This is a genomic window from Rhodococcus sp. D-46 (genome assembly GCF_011290655.1).
GTDB lineage: Bacteria > Actinomycetota > Actinomycetes > Mycobacteriales > Mycobacteriaceae > Rhodococcus_F > Rhodococcus_F qingshengii.
The window spans coordinates 16,704-31,231 of record NZ_JAANTF010000004.1; the positions used below are offsets into that span (position 1 = coordinate 16,704).

Sequence of the window (14,528 nt, forward strand, 5' to 3'; positions counted from 1 at the left end):
CCTAATCGGTAGTGGGGGAAGATGTTTCCGGAGAGGCGGCCGATGTTGTACGCGGTGTCATTCGAGGGTCGCGTACACGTCCGGACGGTTGCGGCGCAGCGCGAGCGCCCACAGGAGGCCAGCGACGAACGCGGCGGCCAGCACGGCGAGGAAGACGTCCGCGAGGGTGGCCGAGCCGATGAGTACGTCGAAGTTGCTCACGACCAGCACGAGGATCGCCCCGAGCGCGGCAAGTGCGAGGACGGGGGCGACGGTGCCGCGCCACAGGCTCGTCGTCCTCTCCCGGAGGAAGTGCACGACGATCGCGGCCGAGGTGAGGGCGAGCAGGGAGATCAGCCCGAGCGTCCCCGCGCCGCCGAACCACGCGTACACCTGCGTGACGGGGTCGAGCCCGGCGATCGCGGTGACCGCGACGAGCATGCTGATCACCGCGGAGGTGAGGACCGACGCGACGTGCGGCGACCGGTGCGCGGGGTGCACCTCGCCGACACGCCGCGGCAGGGCGTCCTGTCGGCCGAGGGCGAACAGGAACCGCGAGACCACGTTGTGCGCGGTGAGGATGCACGCGAAGAAGCTGGTGACCAGGAGCACCTGCACCCCGTCGTGCGCGACCTGCGAGACGTAGCGCGTCGCGAGCCCGGGCGCGAGGCCCTCGGGATCCTGCGCGGCGAGCTCGGCGGCGCGGGAGACCCCGATACCGTTGATCATCGCCCACGAGGAGAAGGCATAGATCACGGCGATGAGGATCACCGCGATGTAGGTGGCGCGCGGGACAGTGCGGTCGGGGTCCTTCGCCTCGGACCGGAACACCGCGGTCGCCTCAAATCCGACGAATCCGAAGACTGCGAACATGATCCCGGTTCCGGTGGCGCCGCTGGTGAACGCGCCCCAGGACAGCGGCTGGGCCGACAGTCCTTCGGCGCCGCCGCGGAGCACGATCGAGAGGTCGACCAGCGCGACGATCCCGATCTCCGCGACCAGCAGCACACCGAGGACGCGCGCGCTCACCTCGACGTTGCGGTATCCCAGGTAGCCGATCGCTGCGAGCCCCGAGGCGGAGAGGATCCACCACGGCACCGACACCCCGGTGAACGTGACGATCACGTTGCGGGCAGCGGCACCGAGGTAGCCCGTCACGGACACCATCAGGACGGCGTAGGTGACCAGGGCGAGCGCCGCGGCACCGAGGCCGACGGTGGTGCCCAGGCCGCGCCGGACGTACGAGTAGAAGGCGCCGGCGTTCCGGACCTCGGGGGTCATCGCGGAGTAGCCGACGGTGAATATCACCAGCACGATCCCGACGATCACGAAGTCGACGGGAGTGCCGATGCCGTTGCCGGTGCCAAGCATGAGCGGAATCAGCCCGGCGAACACCGTCAGCGGCGCGGCGAACGCCACCACCATGAAGACGATCTGCGGGACACCGAGGGTACGTTCGAGGCCGGTGCCGACGGGTGCCTGCACTTCGCGCTGCTGCGTCATGAGAGCACGCTCCCGCCGACCCGGGCGCCCGCAGCGGTGAGGACCTCCGAAGCTGCGCGCTCCGCTGCGCTGACGGCACCGTCGATGTAGCCCTGGTTCAGGATCGCCGTCTCCGTTCCGGCCCAATGGATCCGCCCGATGGGCCGGCGGTCCGCGTCGGTGTACTGGGTCAGCGATCCGGGCGCGCGGGAGCCGACGCAGCCGCTGATCCACTGCTCGTGCGTCCAGTCCTTCTCCAGGCATGCCACGGGATTCGCGGCCTCGGGCCCGAACAGGGTGGTCAGGTCGGCGAGGAAGGCGTCGCGGCGCGCAGCGGAATCGTCGAGGATCGCGTCGGACCAGTGCAGGCCGCCGCCCGCGCCGGCGGTGCCGTGGAAGGTCAGCAGGATGCCGACGCTCGCGTCGGGCGGCGAGTTGTCGACCACGTAGTTCGCGACCGGGAGGTCGGTGACGGCCTGGCCGTTCAGCCCTTGCTCGCGCCAGAAGGGGCGGTCGTAGACCGCGAACAGCTTGTTCTCGGAGCCGGTGCTCCACCGTCGCTGCAGCATGCTGCGCCGGGTCGGGAGGTCGGGCGTGAACCGGATGCGGGTCGCGTCCGCGGGCGACATCGCGACGATGACGCGGTCCGCGCGTACGTCGAGCCGCGCGGATCGGACGAGCACCCCGTCGGCGTCCTGGTGGACGTCGGACACAGGGGAGTCGAGCACCACTGCCGGTCCGAGGTCGGCCGCCATCCGGTCGGCGATCGCCGCAGTGCCGCCCACGACGCGGGACTCCTGCGCACCGTCGGTGATGTTGACGGCGTGATCGATGCCGCCACCGCCCTTGATCCGGGTGAGCTGGACCAGCAGCGAGGTGCTGTGCAGGTCCTCCGCGTTGGTGACGGTGAAGGCCATCGTGAACATCTCCCGGGCCTCCGCGGTGAAGGAGTGCGCGTCGAGCCAGCGGCCGAAGGTGGTGGCGTCCCACTCCTGGGCCCGGCGGGCCGTCCACGGCGCTTCGAGGGGAACTGATTTCGCCATCCGCTCAAGCCGCAGCTGCAGCTGGGCGAAGTCGGCGATGGCCAGCGGGCTCATCGGTGGGATCGTTCCGTCGTAGCGCTTCGAGCGGCCGCGGCGGTGGTAGATCGACTTTCCGTCGATGAACGTCGTGAAGGTCGTCAGGCCCAGCTCGTCGATCAGTGCCAGGACGCGTTCCTGGCCGGGGCCGACCCACTGTCCGCCACCTTCGGTGATCACGCCGTCGGTCACCTGCAGGTTCATTGTGCGGCCGCCGACGCGGTCGCCGGCCTCGATCACGGCCACCGAACGTCCGGCCTGGGTAAGCCGGCGTGCGGCCGTCAGCCCGGAGATCCCGGCGCCGATCACCACGACGTCGACGGTGCGCTGCTCGGTCATACCGCCACCCTCTCGATGTGGGAGACGACGTGGTCCGCGATGCGCAGGGCGAGGGCGTCGGGAAGGTGGTGCCCCATGCCCGGGATCACGATGTGCCGGGCATGGGGGATCGCGGCCGCCGTCGCATCGCCGCCCGACGGTGCCACGATGAGATCGCGGTCGCCGTTGATCACCAGGGTGGGCGCGGTGATCCGGGCCAGCTCGGCGGTGCGATCACCCGACGCCGCGATCGCCTGGATCTGCCGGGCGGTGCCGGCGACACCGTCGCCCGCGGTGCGGTGCCAGGTGGTGACGGCGTGCGCCGCCTCCTCGACTTCGTCGATCGGGTACGCCGTGCCGGCGAGGTGTGCCGTCATGCGCAGGTGCGCTCGGACGGCTCCCACCCGGTCGCGCCGGGGCGGGCTCGCGATGAGCGCCATGGTCGATGCCGCGGGCTGCCCCACCTTGGAATTCCCTGTGGTGGAGTACAGCGACGCGAGCGCCGCGGTCAGTTCGGGGTACCGCGCGGCCACGGTCTGCGCGATCATGCCGCCCATCGACCGCCCCACGACGTGCGTGGGGCCGAGCCCGAGATGCTCGATCAGCTGGGCCGCGTCGTCGGCCATGTCCGCCAGCGTGTAGGCGTCGCGGCGCGCTTTGCCGAGCAGCTGCTGCAGCGTATTCGGCGGCGGTGTCGTCGCGTAGGTCGACCGGCCGCAGTCGCGGTTGTCCATGCGGATCACCAGGAATCCCGTGGCGGTCAGTGCGGAGACGAACCGGTCCGACCAGGTCGTGAGGTCCTCGGCGAGGCCGGCGATGAGCAGCACGGGCGGCGCGCCGTACTGGCCGTCCATCCGGTAGCAGATGCGGGTGCCGCCCGGGAGCTGGGCGAACCTGTCCTCGGTGTGCTCAGACACGGACGGCCTTTTTCGCCGTCGACGGTGTTGCGTCGTCCGTCGTGGAGCCGAACACCAGGGCGTCGTCGAGCAGGGGGCCGCGGAGGATCTTCGCGTCCTGCTGGTAGGACATCGATTGCTGGAACAGGCCCGTGCCCTGCTTGGGGATGATGTCCTTCGCGCGCTGGGCGTAGCCGGAACTCAGGTCCAGGATCGGCCGGTGCTCCATGGCGGGATCGGCTACGACACGGACGCTGTCGTATCCGAAGGCGTCCATGTGCTTGACCAGGTTGCAGAAGTAGCGGGCGAGGATCCCGACCTTGAGCGTCCACGCGGACGTGGTGTAGCCGATCGAGATGGCCAGGTTGGGGAGGCCCGAGAGCAGCGCGCCGCGGTACGCGACAGTGTCAGGGAGCGCGACAGGGGTGCCGTCGACCTCGAGGTCGATGCCGCCGAGCATGCGCATGTTCAGGCCGGTCGCCGTGACGATGAGGTCGGCGTCGAGGTGTTCGCCGGATTCGAGCGCGATCCCGGTCTCGGTGAACCGGACGATCTTGTCGGTGGTGATGGAGGCGGCACCTGTGCTGAGCGCCTCGAAGAAGTCGCCGTCGGGGCACAGGCACAGGCGCTGGTCCCACGGGTCGTACGGCGGGTTGAAGTGGGTGTCCACGTCGTAGCCCTGCGGTAGGGACTTGGCGTTGACGCGGCGGATGATCTTGCGGGTGAGCTTCGGGAAGGCGCGCATGAACTTGACCTGGGCGAGGTCGGTCGTGATGTTGGTGAACCGGGTCATCGCGTAGCCGCGCTTCTCGCCGAACGTCCGGCTCAGCCACTGCGCGAAGCTGTCGACCTTGGGCCACGGCACCACGTAGGTCGGCGTGCGCTGCAGCATGGTGACGTGCGCCGCAGCACCGTCGTGGTTCAGCATCGACGGGATCAGCGTGACCGCGGTGGCGCCGCTACCGATGACCACGACCTTCTTGCCGGCGTAGTCGTAGTCCTCGGGCCAGTGCTGCGGGTGCAGGATGTCACCCTTGAAGTCTTCGCGGCCCTCGAAGTGCGGGGTGTAACCCTCGTCGTAGCGGTAGTAGCCGGTGCCGGCGAAGATCCAGTTCGTGGTGAAGCGCCGGTCGCCGTCGGGGGTCTGGACGTCGAGGGTCCACCGGGCGTCCTCGCTCGACCACGAGGCGCGCTGCACGCTGTGCTCGAACCGCACCAGGCGGTTCAGTTCGAACTCGTCGAGCGTCTCCTGCAGGTAGTTCAGGATCTTGGGGGCCTCCGCGATGGCGTCCGGGTCGGTCCAGGGCTTGAACTCGTAGCCGAAGGTGTGCAGGCCGTTGTCGGAGCGGATGCCGGGGTACTTGAACAGGTCCCAGGTGCCGCCGATGTTCGCGCGTCCCTCGAGGATCACCACCCGCTTGCCGGGGAACGCCTCGGTGATGTATTTCGCGGCGCCGATGCCGGAGATGCCGGCACCGATGATGGCGATGTCGAATTCTTCGGTCTGCGGAAGTGTCTTCATCGTGGGCCCTTTCGGAGGTGACGTTGTGTCCGTGGTCACTTGTTGTGCCTACGACGGTGCCGGGTCAGGTGTCGCATGAGCCACAACACACTGCTCCTAGTTCTTGAAGAGGTAGTGCAATGTGCACACGCCCCTTGGGGACGGCCAACGGAGATCGCATCATCTGGTGCATGGTGTTGCGTCACTCGGCCCTGGATGTTGCACCTCGTTGTAGCGCGCGCGGGGTTCGCCGCGACAACGTGAGAGACGTCACGAGACACGGATCACATCTCACGGAGGAACGAACCATGCGCGACTTGCTCTTCGCTGCAGCGGACATCTGGATGATCGCCATCGGAGTCATCTGCGGTGTGAAGTTCATCAGGAACTACTCGAATTGGCTGATCGGCCTTGAGTGGATCATCATGGGTACGTCAGGATCGAACTTCCTGATCTACGGGTTGCTCAAGGCGGGGACTGACTCGCCGATGTACCACTTTGCGTTCTTCCTGGACGCGTTTTCCCGGTCGATCGGCTTCACCGTGATCCTGGTGCTCGGCCTACTCATGGTCACGCACAGGTACAAGCCCACGACGGCCGTCGAGGTCGGCGCGTTTGCCCTTGCAGCGGTGCTCGGCTACTTCCTCTCCGAGTTCGCAATCGAGATCGGCACCCCTGGCAAGGTGTTCTTCCTGGTGATGGCGCTCGGCGTCAGCGCTTTCTTCGTGTACTACGGACGGCGACTGTGGGCGCTCGGCGAGCACGCTCACGCGGTCTGGGTGTGGATCGCCACGGCCCTCAACGTTGTAGTCGCGTCTATCTACGACTTCTGGCACATCCCGGGTGACGACGCCAACCACACGTTGTTCTACATCCTTGCGCTGTTCACCTGGGGCCTGGCCATGCTTGTGATCTACCGCTCGTACGTGGCCTTCGACGCGCACAACCGCGCCGTGGATGGTGCGGGCAGCGCCGGCACGGTCGTCGTTCAGGGGGCTGAGCAGGCATGAGCGCGACGACGAACACGGTCTACACCGACTTCTCGGGGTGGATCGATCCGCCCGCCGACGTACGTCCTCCGCTGAGGGAGAACTTGACCTGCTCCGTCGCGGTGATCGGCGGTGGGCTCGCCGGGATGGCGACAGCGCTGCGGCTCGCGGAGTACGGCGTGGACACGATCTTGCTCGAAGCGGCGTTCTGTGGGCGCGGTGCCGGCTCGCGCAACGCTGGGCAGCTGGCCAGCGCGCCGGGCGGCGACATTCAGCTCCTGGATCTGCTGTACCGCAAGCGGATGCCGGCGATCATCCGCCTCACAGAGAACGCTGCGGCGCACGTGGAGGAGCTCATCGCGGCGCGGGGGATCGCCTGCGACTATGAGGCCACCGGCAACGTCTTCGCAGCGGTGTCGCGCGGTCAGCTGGGCCGGACGCGGCGGATCGCGAAGATCCTCCGCAGGGCCGGTGCCGAGGTCGAGGAGGGTAACGCCCGCGAGCTGGGGATCCCCCACGGATTCCTCGGCGGTATGCGGGAGGTCCACGGCGGCATCATGAACCCGGGGAAGTTTCTCCGAGGCTTGCGCGCAGCGGTGCTCGGCTCGTCGGTGCGGGTCTTCGAACAGTCCAAGGTGACCTACGTCGTCCGGGAGGGCGGTGACGTGGTCCTCGAGACCCCCGGCGGAATCGTCCGAGCGGGCACCGTCGTCCTCGCCACGAACGCCTGCGCGGGCGAGTGGGACATCACCCCGAAGCGGTTGTCTTCCCCGATGTGGGTGACCGAGGTCGAGACCGAGCCGATCGACCCGGAGCGGATCGCCGCGCTCGGCTGGACGAGCCGATCCGGGCTCGTCACGCAGCACAACATCATGGAGAACTACCGCCTCACCTCGCGCAACACCATTGTGTTCGGAGTGCGCAAGATCGAGCGCGCCATCGAATACCCTCTCCCAGAACGTACTCCGGATCCGTCAGTCGTGGCCGACCTGGCGGAGGCCTTCGCCCGGCGGTTCCCGCCGCTCGCGGACATCGCCATCGCCCGGGCGTGGGGCGGTTGGATCGGCATCACGTCGAGTTGGTTGCCCGTGGCTGGAACGACCGGAGGCAACGTCTACTACTCACTCGCGTGCAACGGCCACGGCCTGGCGCAGGCGCCGTACATCGGCGCTCTCATTGCCGATCGGATAGCGACGGGAACGATGCCGGAGGACTTGCGCACCGTGTGGGCCGACGAGCCGCGGTTCGGCCGCGCGGTCGGCCTGATCATGGGGCGCCTCGGCGTCCGAGCGGCCTGGGCCCTCGACCGGTTCAACGACGCGCTGAACCGGAGCAAGCGGATCGCGCGGCGGCGCTATGCGCACGCGCGATCGGCCGACACCGGTTTCCGTGTTAGCGGCTCGAAACGCGTTGGGTAAATCTTCTCGGCATCGGCGAGGCGCCGCGGACAATCTTTTTCTTCCGCCTCTCTTTTATCTCGCGCGGCCGCGTCATCGTCGGTAGATTTCATCACGGGGGTGGGCGGGGATGTTTGTCGATGAGGGCACACACGTACAGAGTCCAGCCCCTTCACCAGCTGGGTCAATCGATGACGCCGTCGGGATGTGAGTCGGAGGACGCGGCGAACTTCACCACCTGACAGTCGCCCAGCTCGACGCTCGCACGGGTTACTCGTTCGTCGCCTGCGAGAGTGTGCGCACTCCGACCAACCGTCCTGTCACTCCCCATAACCGGCCGGAATTGGCAGGGACGTAGGCGTTGATCTCCTCACCCAGATCGAATGAGGACAATGCCCCATATTTCCTCGTAATAGCCATGATTCCAGGCTAGGCCGGTGTTATGCCCGATGGAAGGTCACATCCATGTGCCCGACTCCCTGACTTGATTACGGGATCACCGATCTGGGGTACGCCGATACGAAACAACGAGTTCGGGAGGCGCTCAACGGATGAAGGATGTCAGAAAGGCGATGACGGAGACAGAGTTGGTCGAGGAGCTGCATCGACTCGAGAAGCTCACGAAACGAAACCGATGTGAGCAGATCCGGCTAGAGATCGTGCACGACGAATTGGTCGGTCGCCAGACCGACTACCGCCGAATGACCAACAACCATTTGTGCGGAGTTCGATAATCCGAAAGTACTAGCGCACAGACTATTTCATTTGTCGGCGGCGTACAGCTTTGCCTGATTATCCGAAAGGGATTCAGGCAATGCATACCGATTGTGCGGTTTATAATGGAAGGTGCGGGGCGGATAACTAGCCGCGCATCGAAAGAGGGTCATCTGAGTTGTGTGCTCAACGCAGATGGCGTTTCACTTCCCCGGCTCTGATGTGCAGAGCCGGGGTTACGGTTGCGGCACTGTCGAACCGTCACAGCTGATCGTCCCTGCCGAGTGGTCCGTTCGGGGTCAGATCTGTTGCAGCTCGGCATAATTCCAGCCGTATCGTTCACCGATAACTTATATTATGTCATCTTGTCGTTGAAAGGCGCTGCACTGCAACAAAATGTGTTCACAGTGCATCGGCGGTATCGTAACCTCGCTACCAGAGTCAGAGCGGACGTCCTGCAGCCTCGGCCGCAGCGATGTGCTCTTCGATGACGTCGCTTCCTGGGTTCTGTTCGACCCCGGTACGGATCGCGGCAGCGATGGCGCGAGTGCGCCCCGCGGGTCCTCGCACGTAGGCGAGTGGGCTGGCGATGTTGCGCCGCCGGAGCTCGTATTCGTTGCGGTTGCTGCGATTGGTTCCCAACTGCATGTGTGCCGGGTTGGTGCAGCCGGCGAAGTCGCATTGATGGCACAGCAAAAATTCCTATTGCCCTTGCCACGACGATTGCATTTCTTGCAAGCGGGCGCCAGATTATGTGGAGAATGAACATCGAAAGTCAGTGCCTGCACCTTCTCTGAACCAAACTCTTTCAGTAACTTTCCTAGCTCATCTTTACTCGTCGTGTGCGGAATTATGTGCTCAATCGCGTAATCATAAAAATCTTTTACGCAACCGTTTATGTAACAGCGGTTTCCCCACACATCCAATAGGGCCGCAAGAAGAATTCGATTGCTTAATTCGCCATTCTTCAATTTGTAACGAGCATGGTTATCTGCGTGGGGGTCGATTTTCGGGATATAAGTCACCCGCAAAAAGTATCAACCCAACCCCAGGAATAGGCAAAAATCAGAGCTACCGCGACACCACACGTGGCCGGCCTCCGTCGCTCCCGCACAATCACCCCGCCAGCCACCCGAGTGGGAGGTGCGAACGCCGCGCCCGTTGCCGGCGATGTGTTGGTGCCAACCCGGCGGCCGGCCACCAAGCAGGGGGACGCCACCGGATCAGCGGAGATTTAAGTTATGGTCGCACCAGCGAAGACCGCGGCAGACAAGAGCGCAGCGCGACGCGAGTATGCCGTTAGAGGAGGGCTTTGGGGCAGGTGGGGAGTTGCCCGGTTTCGAGAAAGATGATGTCTCGCCCGATTTCGATGGTGTGATCACAGAATGTCAGCCGCAGGCGCAGCATCTTGGATGTGGTCGGTGCTGTCGATCGTCTGTCGTTAACCCAGCGATCCGCGTCAGGGAGTGTCACCGCTCCGTCGCGGGCTTCGCCGCCTCCGATACTTTTAATCACAGATGGCTGTAAAAATAGATTTAAGTGGAGAAGAAAGTACCAACCGGACTGGAAAACTAGGTCCTGATCGTTTAAGAAGAAGTAAAAAATGCTCTCACAAGCGCGGTAGCGCGACTCCAGCCGCGCCAACCGGCCAATTCCGCCTGAGAGATTCGAGTGATGCAGAACACCTTCGCAACCAATCGTAGATATCTAAACCGTAACTAAACGGGTTTCGGAGGCTTAGAGCTGTCACTGGTCATGCGAGTTTGGTCTAGCCATGCTTAATCTTTTCAGGTGACTACAACCCTGACTACAACCCTCAGTGCTCGCCTATCCGGCGCCAGCGAATATGCGATCGCGGCCTTCCGCATCGTCGTCGGCTTCCTTTTCTTCTGCCACGGCACCACGAGTCTGTGGTCATGGCCGACGGAGCCCGCTGGCGGAGTCAACGACGCGTTCGGCGCATGGCCGGGATGGTGGGGAGCCATCATCCAGGTCGTTGGTGGCATCGCTTTGATGCTTGGCCTCGGCACCCGACTCGTCGCGTTCATCAGTTCTGGATCGATGGCCTTCGCGTACTTTTGGACCCACCAGGAAAAGGGTGCGCTACCGATCCAGAACGACGGTGAATCCGCCGCCATGTTCTGTTGGGCCCTGTTCCTGCTGGTCTTCGTCGGGCCGGGAACTCTCTCTGTCGACCGCGTCCTGCAGCGTCGCCGGAGCACGTTGATCACCGCAGCTGGTGACCGCTCCACACGAGAATAGAGTTGTCGTGTCGGTCAATTGGAAAGAATGAGATGATCCGAAGTGGCCCATAACTATGCAACATTGTTGTCGTTGGCCCTGACCGCCCTCGGCAGGACGGCCGGCTTCTCCGACCGCGCACCTATTGTTTAGCGTGGGGACGAAAGTTCCCGACAGGCCTTGAAGATTGCATGCGCGCCGTCGTCGGCTACGGCACTAAAGGCTCACCGCCATCGACGCGATTGCTCGCCGCCGGGCTCCTGCCGTCGGACGTGGTGGTGGCCGACACCGATCCGGCCGTCTTGGAAGTAGCGTCGCGACAAGGTCTGGTCACCGTGCACGGCTCGGCTACCAGGCTGGACCTGCTGCAACTGGCTGGAGCCGGGCACACGGCATCGATGATCGTGGCCACCTATCTCGCGCGGCGATACCGCATGTCCACCATCGAGTGCCCGTCAACTCGCTCCGAAGGCGCGCATCGTCGCTGCTCTCCGTGGATCGGAGAACACGCATCTTCTGCGTCAATCTGCTGCAGACACGGTGGTCGTCACCGCGGAGACCGCTGGCCGACTCCTGGTCATCGCCACCCCCTACTCCTCTGTGGTGGAAGTGATCGAAGACATCCGGACCCCCCAAGGCGGGTTCGCTGTAGAGGAACGCACTGTTGAATCCGTGGAGGTCGGCAAGGCGCCTCGGAAGTGCAGGACATCGTGCTCGGTGTGGTGCGCGATGGCCAGTTGTTCCGCGTCGAGGCACCGGCGGCCGGTGTGGTGCAGTCCGGCGACAAGCTTCTCCACCTACGTCTGGTTTCGCACTGAGGCTCCGCGCTTCCACTCACAATGCTGACGCCGTCTCCGCCCCTGCCGCAGGGGCCGTGGCATGGTCGCGTGATGGTAATGCTGCGTCGAGACTACGAGGGCTCGCGACGGCGATCAATTCTCGATGGTCGGACACGGCGCTGACTAATCATCGACCGCTCCACCGGGGCGATCGTTTCTCAGCGAAAGCGAGTAGGCCTTCGTGGATGTCCTCGGACTCCAGCACGGCGGCGAAAGCTCGCGCAGTGACCTGCCATCCGAGCTCGTCACCCGGTGCATCGACCGCAGCCATGGCATGGAGGGTTTCGCTGACCGAAACCGGGGCGTTGCTGCTGATTCTCCCGGCCAAGGCGATCGCCGCGTCGATTGCTTCCCCCGGTTCGGTGAGGACGTTGACCAAGCCGAGCACATGGGCACGATCGGCGGTCAGGGGGTCTCCGGTGAGTAGCAGTTCGGCGGCGACATTGCGAGGTAGCGCGCGGGCGCTCCGGAACAGCGCTCCACAGGTGGCGATGACGCCGCGCTGGACCTCGGGCAGGCTGAAGGTGGCCCGGCTCGAGGCCACCACGAGGTCGCAGGCAAGGACCAGTTCGAACCCGCCGCCGTATGCCGGTGCGTCGACCGCGGCGATCAATGGCTTCGCGCGACGCCGGCGGATCAGCCCGTATTCTCCCCCTCGTTCCGTCGCGCCGGATCCCGCCTTGAGGTCGGTTCCGGCGCTGAACACTGCGCCGGCGCCAGCCAAGACCCCGACCCGAAGTTCTGGATCGTCGTCCAGCAGGTTGAAAGCGGCGTCCAAGCCAGCCGTCATGTCCGCGTCGATGGCGTTGCGGCGGGCTTCGCGGCGCATGGTGATGACTAATGTCTGTCCATCGCGGTGGAGGTCGACCAGGTCTGGCATTGTCTGTTCCGTTCTTTAAATGGTGGTGGAAGTCGCGGAGGCCCGCGAAAGGAATCAGATCCGTAAGCCGGACCGGTCCTTGGTCAGAATCATCTGCCGGTTCCGTACCACTCGCGCAGGTCGCGCTTGAGAATCTTGCCTGCACCGGAGGTAGGAAGAGCGTCGACGAAGGACGTCGACCGTGGCAGCTTGTAGTTCGCGATATGCATCCGGCAGAAGTCGCGGAGTTCCGCCTCGCTCACCGATGTGCCAGGAGTCAGGACGACAACGGCGTGGACGCGCTCGCCCCAGTTTTCGTCGGGTAGTCCGATCACGGCAACCTGAGCGACTGCAGGATGCTTGGCGAGGGCGTTTTCGACTTCGATTGTGTACACGTTCTCGCCGCCGGTGATGACCATGTCCTTCAGTCGATCGACAACGAATACATAACCATCCTCGTTCATGTACCCGGCGTCCCCGGTATGCATCCAGCCGTCTCGGATGACTGCGCTAGTCTCTGCTGGCTTGTTCCAATAGCCGGACATCAGGTGATCTCCGCGGACCACGATCTCGCCGATGTCACCACGTGGAAGTTCCACGTCGCCAGTTCCGATGATGCGCACTTCCGAGTGTGCTGTGGGCCGCCCGCAGCTGCGTCGGAGCGTTGGATCATCGTGGTCGTCTGCGGTGAGAATTGTTGCGATAGCAGCGATTTCGGTCATGCCATATCCCTGGCTGAGACGTACCTTCGGAAAGAGTTCGAGGGTGCGCTGGAGGAGGGCTTCGGAGATCGGTGACGCCCCATACACAATTCGCGTGAGACTCGACAGGTCTGAATTCTTCGCCTCCGGCGAGTCTACGAACAATTGAATCATCGTCGGAACGAGAAGTGTGTCGGTAACACCGTGTCTGGTGATGGCTTCGACAACACCGGCCGGAGTGAACGAGGGCACCATCACATGTGTGGCGCGGGTGAGGCACGCGATGAGCCACGCGGCGAGGTCTGCCAAGTGAAACATCGGTGCCGCATGTAGAAGGACCCCGCCGCGATTGAGGATGTCGGCGGTTACGATTGAACCCATCGCGGAGGTGAGGCATGCTCGATGCGAGAGCATGACCCCTTTGGGTTTGCCGGTTGTCCCGCCGGTGTAAAAGATTCCGTAGAGGTCGTCCCCGCCCCGTCGCGCGTCCTCGACCGCACCGGCGCCGGCGACAAGTTGCTCGTAGTCGAGCATTCCGTCAGGTGCCTGAGTCTCGCCGATGAATATCACCGACGACAGGTTGGGAGCGAGTTCGCGCAGATCTGGGATGAGCGGGGCAAAGTTGTCGTCGACAAGCAGAATGTCGGTCTGACTGTCAACCAATGAGTAGGCGATCTCGGCAGCGCTCCATCGCACATTTACCGGGGTGACGACGCATCCTGCCCATGGCACTGCGTGAAGAAACTCGTGATAGCGATCGCTGTTGAGCGCCAGGATGCCGACTCGGTCGCCGAGTGCGGCGCCTAGAGCACGAAGTGCCCCTGCAAATCGGGCGACTCGGTCGATGGTTTCCGCGGCCGTTCGCGCGCGATCACGGTAGATCGTGACGACATGGTCGGGATTTGCTTGCGCAGTGTTGATCAGTGACTGGGTGATATGCACGGTAGCCCTTCATTGTGAATTTCCATCCGTGTGACGGTGGCGACAGTATTCAAAACTATTGCATGTAAATCTTCTATTTTCGGTATTGGCTTGGTGCGCAGCAGATTTCGTGGATTTCCGATCTTGTTCAGAGTGAAGGCGGCTCCATTCAGAGTCCGAATCGTTGAGCCTTCGACGTGTCGTAGTCGTCGGCAGTGACCTGATTGAGGAAGTGGTGTGCCGCAGGGCTTCGAGGCGGTCGTGATCGGAACCGAATTCCTTCGATTCGGACCGCTTGAAATCTGAAAGTCGTTCAATTCCTGGTCGATCGCCGGACCGCTTGGGTGCGGCCCTCGCCATGGACGCCACTTCGCGACGATTCGGATCGCAGCATGGCGTGACGTCGGTTCCGGCGCAGCACCCGCGGTCAACGCGTACCCAGACATCGCCGGGCTGTCCCACACCTCGATTCGATAGGGAGGGAAGGAGTGGAATCGGCGTAGACCCGAAACTCGATCGCGTGCGTTTGTCCGGTTGACCCGGTCAGGTCGACTGCTGAAAAGCTGCAATGGAATCCGCGCGGACGAGGTGGCCCTAGGTAACCATCGGGCG

Annotated in this window: 12 protein-coding genes and 1 pseudogene; 5 read left to right on the top strand and 8 right to left on the bottom strand. The window is 64.1% G+C overall.

Going from position 1 to position 14,528, the window contains the following annotated elements; all coding sequences use genetic code 11:
- Positions 1-57 precede the first annotated feature (57 nt).
- Genes G9U53_RS10820 through G9U53_RS10835 form a run of 4 tightly spaced genes read right to left on the bottom strand, consistent with a single transcriptional unit; the run spans position 58 to position 5,276 of the window.
- Entirely contained in the window at positions 58-1,482 is a 1,425-nt protein-coding gene (locus tag G9U53_RS10820) for an APC family permease (protein WP_165638674.1), read from the bottom strand.
- The gene (locus G9U53_RS10825; RefSeq protein WP_058036970.1) at positions 1,479-2,879 is read right to left on the bottom strand and encodes an FAD-dependent oxidoreductase; all 1,401 of its coding nucleotides are present in this window, start codon (positions 2,877-2,879) and stop codon (positions 1,479-1,481) included. Before G9U53_RS10825 ends, G9U53_RS10820 begins: the two co-directional genes overlap by 4 nt.
- Positions 2,876-3,775: an alpha/beta hydrolase gene (locus tag G9U53_RS10830; RefSeq protein ID WP_058036971.1), complete on the bottom strand. Its 900-nt coding sequence runs from the start codon at positions 3,773-3,775 to the stop codon at positions 2,876-2,878. Before G9U53_RS10830 ends, G9U53_RS10825 begins: the two co-directional genes overlap by 4 nt.
- Positions 3,768-5,276 (bottom strand): NAD(P)/FAD-dependent oxidoreductase, encoded by a 1,509-nt coding sequence (locus G9U53_RS10835; RefSeq protein WP_165638675.1) that lies wholly within the window; start codon positions 5,274-5,276, stop codon positions 3,768-3,770. The genes G9U53_RS10830 and G9U53_RS10835 overlap by 8 nt, the downstream gene beginning before the upstream one ends.
- 287 nt (positions 5,277-5,563) lie before the next feature.
- Between G9U53_RS10835 and G9U53_RS10840 the strand changes: the two genes are divergently transcribed.
- Together G9U53_RS10840 and G9U53_RS10845 are read left to right on the top strand one after the other, a co-directional pair.
- A complete protein-coding gene (locus G9U53_RS10840; protein ID WP_165638676.1) occupies positions 5,564-6,265 on the top strand; it encodes a transporter in 702 nt (233 codons plus the stop codon).
- Positions 6,262-7,662: an FAD-dependent oxidoreductase gene (locus tag G9U53_RS10845; protein ID WP_058036974.1), complete on the top strand. Its 1,401-nt coding sequence runs from the start codon at positions 6,262-6,264 to the stop codon at positions 7,660-7,662. The genes G9U53_RS10840 and G9U53_RS10845 overlap by 4 nt, the downstream gene beginning before the upstream one ends.
- A gap of 249 nt (positions 7,663-7,911) precedes the next feature.
- On the opposite strand, the gene G9U53_RS10850 is transcribed toward G9U53_RS10845, so the two are convergent.
- Positions 7,912-8,061, bottom strand: a complete 150-nt coding sequence (locus G9U53_RS10850) for a hypothetical protein (protein WP_156423043.1) — start codon at positions 8,059-8,061, stop codon at positions 7,912-7,914.
- A gap of 131 nt (positions 8,062-8,192) precedes the next feature.
- Between G9U53_RS10850 and G9U53_RS10855 the strand changes: the two genes are divergently transcribed.
- A complete protein-coding gene (locus G9U53_RS10855) occupies positions 8,193-8,375 on the top strand; it encodes a hypothetical protein (protein ID WP_058036975.1) in 183 nt (60 codons plus the stop codon).
- Positions 8,376-8,796: 421 nt separating this feature from the next.
- Here the strand turns inward: G9U53_RS10855 and G9U53_RS10860 are convergent.
- A pseudogene (locus G9U53_RS10860) lies at positions 8,797-9,051 on the bottom strand (hypothetical protein); the annotation flags it as partial.
- A gap of 1,095 nt (positions 9,052-10,146) precedes the next feature.
- Here G9U53_RS10860 and G9U53_RS10870 point away from each other — a divergent pair.
- Both G9U53_RS10870 and G9U53_RS10875 read left to right on the top strand, forming a co-directional pair.
- On the top strand, positions 10,147-10,617 hold the full coding sequence (locus G9U53_RS10870; protein WP_253741114.1) for a DoxX family protein: 471 nt from the start codon (positions 10,147-10,149) through the stop codon (positions 10,615-10,617).
- Positions 10,618-10,787: 170 nt separating this feature from the next.
- Positions 10,788-11,264: an NAD-binding protein gene (locus G9U53_RS10875; RefSeq protein WP_242692522.1), complete on the top strand. Its 477-nt coding sequence runs from the start codon at positions 10,788-10,790 to the stop codon at positions 11,262-11,264.
- Positions 11,265-11,562: 298 nt separating this feature from the next.
- Here the strand turns inward: G9U53_RS10875 and G9U53_RS10880 are convergent, their stop codons facing one another.
- Both G9U53_RS10880 and G9U53_RS10885 read right to left on the bottom strand, forming a co-directional pair.
- Positions 11,563-12,315 carry an enoyl-CoA hydratase-related protein gene (locus tag G9U53_RS10880; protein WP_058036978.1) on the bottom strand — a complete coding sequence of 251 codons (753 nt, stop codon included), beginning with the start codon at positions 12,313-12,315 and terminating at the stop codon, positions 11,563-11,565.
- A gap of 89 nt (positions 12,316-12,404) precedes the next feature.
- Positions 12,405-13,937, bottom strand: coding sequence for a long-chain-fatty-acid--CoA ligase (locus G9U53_RS10885; protein WP_058036979.1), 1,533 nt, complete (start codon positions 13,935-13,937; stop codon positions 12,405-12,407).
- Between the last annotated feature and the right edge of the window lie 591 nt (positions 13,938-14,528).

What these genes read in the sequence shown, in the direction of transcription:
- G9U53_RS10820 (WP_165638674.1), bottom strand. Translation starts at nt 1,482, where the DNA reads ATGACGCAGCAGCGCGAAGTGCAGGCACCCGTCGGCACCGGCCTCGAA.
- G9U53_RS10825 (WP_058036970.1), bottom strand. Translation starts at nt 2,879, where the DNA reads ATGACCGAGCAGCGCACCGTCGACGTCGTGGTGATCGGCGCCGGGATC.
- G9U53_RS10835 (WP_165638675.1), bottom strand. Translation starts at nt 5,276, where the DNA reads ATGAAGACACTTCCGCAGACCGAAGAATTCGACATCGCCATCATCGGT.
- G9U53_RS10840 (WP_165638676.1), top strand. Translation starts at nt 5,564, where the DNA reads ATGCGCGACTTGCTCTTCGCTGCAGCGGACATCTGGATGATCGCCATC.
- G9U53_RS10845 (WP_058036974.1), top strand. Translation starts at nt 6,262, where the DNA reads ATGAGCGCGACGACGAACACGGTCTACACCGACTTCTCGGGGTGGATC.
- G9U53_RS10850 (WP_156423043.1), bottom strand. Translation starts at nt 8,061, where the DNA reads ATGGCTATTACGAGGAAATATGGGGCATTGTCCTCATTCGATCTGGGT.
- G9U53_RS10855 (WP_058036975.1), top strand. Translation starts at nt 8,193, where the DNA reads ATGAAGGATGTCAGAAAGGCGATGACGGAGACAGAGTTGGTCGAGGAG.
- G9U53_RS10875 (WP_242692522.1), top strand. Translation starts at nt 10,788, where the DNA reads ATGCGCGCCGTCGTCGGCTACGGCACTAAAGGCTCACCGCCATCGACG.
- G9U53_RS10880 (WP_058036978.1), bottom strand. Translation starts at nt 12,315, where the DNA reads ATGCCAGACCTGGTCGACCTCCACCGCGATGGACAGACATTAGTCATC.